The organism is Streptomyces sp. SBT349 (assembly GCF_001083795.1).
GTDB lineage: Bacteria > Actinomycetota > Actinomycetes > Streptomycetales > Streptomycetaceae > Streptomyces.
Genome location: NZ_LAVK01000586.1, coordinates 1 through 2502, shown reverse-complemented (window position 1 = coordinate 2502; position 2502 = coordinate 1). Strand labels below are relative to the sequence as shown.

Annotated in this window: 3 protein-coding genes; all 3 read left to right on the top strand. The window is 70.0% G+C overall.

Annotated features, from left to right (window positions below; genetic code table 11):
• The first annotated feature begins 252 nt into the window (after positions 1-252).
• The gene (locus ADY01_RS34910; protein WP_049580849.1) at positions 253-1044 is read left to right on the top strand and encodes an endonuclease I family protein; all 792 of its coding nucleotides are present in this window, start codon (positions 253-255) and stop codon (positions 1042-1044) included.
• A gap of 350 nt (positions 1045-1394) precedes the next feature.
• On the top strand, positions 1395-1757 hold the full coding sequence (locus ADY01_RS34905; protein ID WP_159001627.1) for a hypothetical protein: 363 nt from the start codon (positions 1395-1397) through the stop codon (positions 1755-1757).
• Between the two features lie 134 nt (positions 1758-1891).
• The coding region (locus ADY01_RS34900) for a hypothetical protein (RefSeq protein WP_049580846.1) at positions 1892-2502 on the top strand (611 nt) is incomplete at its 3' end.

The following is a 2502-nucleotide window of genomic DNA, read 5'->3' as shown; positions in this document are numbered from 1 at the left end:
GCCCCCGCCCCACCACGGCCGAATTCACCTGGGGCCTCCTCCAGCGCCTGACCCCCTGAGGGTGCGCCCGACACGGCAGGGCCGGTGAAGCGTGTCCACCGGCACGTCGAGCGACCCTCACCGGCCGCCGGGGCGGCGGCATCGGCGTTCACCAGGTGACCGGGGGGTGACCGGAGGTTACGCGCGTAGTTTCCGGGCCGGTGTGGCAGGTACATAACAGTCGAGACCCCGGCTCACACCGAAAGGCCCCCCATGTACCGGACCCTGCTCACCGGAGTCCTGGCGGCGGTGCTGACCGCCCCGGTGCCGCTCGCCGCGGCTGCCGACACCGGAACCGACGACGCCCGAACCGCCGACCACGCCTACTACGCCGACGCCGAGGGGAAGACGGGAGAGTCGCTGAAGACGGCGCTGCACGAGATCGTCAGCACCGGCACCACCCGGCTCAGTTACTCCGAGGTCTGGGACGCCCTGATGGACACCGACCAGGACCCGTCCGACCCCGGCAGCGTCCTCCTGCTCTACACCGGCGAGTCGCGCGGGGCCGATCAGAACGGCGGCGACGTCGGCGACTGGAACCGGGAGCACGTCTGGGCGCAGTCGCACGGCGACTTCGGCACCTCGGCCGGGCCCGGCACCGATCTCCACCACCTCAGGCCCGCCGATGTGCAGGTCAACGGCGTCCGCGGCAACAAGGACTTCGACGACGGCGGCTCGCCCGTCTCCCGGGCCCCGGGCAACTACACGGACGCCGACTCCTGGGAGGCGCGGGACGAGGACAAGGGCGACGTCGCCAGGATGCTCTTCTACATGGCGGTGCGTTACGAGGGCGGCGACGGCTTCGCCGATCTGGAACTCGACAACGACACCAGCAACGGCGGCACCCCGTACCACGGGCGCCTCTCCACACTTCTGGAATGGCATGCCCAGGACCCGCCGAGCGCATTCGAGGAACGCCGCAACGAGATTGTCCACGCGGACTACCAGGGCAATCGGAACCCGTTCATAGATCACCCCGAGTGGGCCCAGGCCATTTGGGGTTGAACCACCGTCCGGGCCGTCCCCACCCCCCGCCCGCGACCGCCGGGGCGGGGGGGCGGGTGGCGGGTGGCTCACCACGCGGCGTGACCGTACGGCGTTGACCAGGCCATACATCCCGACCCGGCCGGAGGAACGGTTCTCCTGTGATCTTCGCCACATATGGCACATATTGATTACGGGTCGGCCCGAACATAGCATGCCGGTGACCTTTTGTCAGAGCACGGGGGAACTCCGTGAAGACGCGCTCTCCAGAGGCTTTTCGGGGATTATTGGAATTATCGAGGATCGGCGACAACAACTCACCGGGTATTTCCGCGACCCTTCTTCTCTTCTTCCTGAAGTCGGTTCGCGTCATGGCGCGCGCTTTTTCCGCCGACGACGAAGCCGCCTTCCGGAGCGGCAGGAGTTCCCTCGGTCTCGATGACCTCGATGACCTCGATGACGGGGACGCCGGGAACCTCCCGTCGCCCCCCACCGCGTGGACGGCGTTCGCCGTGGTCGCCGTCCCGCCGCCGCACCCATGGCCCCTCGTGGTCAGCGGCCCCTCGCACGTCGACGACGCGCCCCGCGGCGGGAGCACCGGGACGCGGACGCTCACCGTCACCGGCTCGGTGACCACGCCGCACGCCCCCGTGGTGACGCCCTCCCGCGTCTGCCCCATCTCCCTCGTCTCCCCTCCGCGCGGAGAGTGGCCGCAGGCCCCTGCCCTGGCGTGACCCGGCCTCTCGGGCGCCACGGTTCAGCGACGACACGCACGACAGAACCGGCACCACACGGCCTTTCAAGCGCAGCGCCTCGAACACAGCGTTTCAGGTAATCGCGAGCCACCACGGGGGAGGGGAGACGGCGGATGCCTGACCTACATACCGACCAGATCGAACGTACCCGGACCAACCTGACAGAAGTTCCCCGGCTCTACCGGGAGTGCGCGCACCTCATCTCGCCCCCGCGCGGGGGCTGGGTGCGCGAGCGCGTCACCGGGAGCCGCGACCACGGGGTGGTCAACGACACGATGGTGGAGGCGCGTTCCACCATGCGCACCGTGCTGGGCTCGTGGACGGCACTGCTCTGCCGGGAGCAGGGGCTCGGCCGGCGGCCCGAGGGAGTGCCCATGATGGCGCGCCTGCTCTCCAGCCACCTGGGGTGGTTCGTGGAGCACCCGGCCTGGACCGACTTCTCGGACGAACTCGACCGGCTCGTCACCGACGTCCACCACGCCGTCGACGGGGCGTCGTTACGGACCTCGCACCTCGGGCCCTGCATCCGGCCCGGGTGCGAGGGCACCATCGTGCTCACCATCTCCCTGCTGACGCCGGACCGGCGGCCCGGGGTCGCCTGCGACACGGGCCACGCCTGGCTGCCGCACCAGTGGCTCCAGCTCAAGAACCGGATCGAGACCATGGAGGACATCGGGACCCCGCGAAACGGGGACAGCGGGGAGTGCGGGGACAGCGGGGAGAG

What these genes read in the sequence shown, in the direction of transcription:
- ADY01_RS34910 (WP_049580849.1), top strand. Translation starts at nt 253, where the DNA reads ATGTACCGGACCCTGCTCACCGGAGTCCTGGCGGCGGTGCTGACCGCC.
- ADY01_RS34905 (WP_159001627.1), top strand. Translation starts at nt 1,395, where the DNA reads ATGGCGCGCGCTTTTTCCGCCGACGACGAAGCCGCCTTCCGGAGCGGC.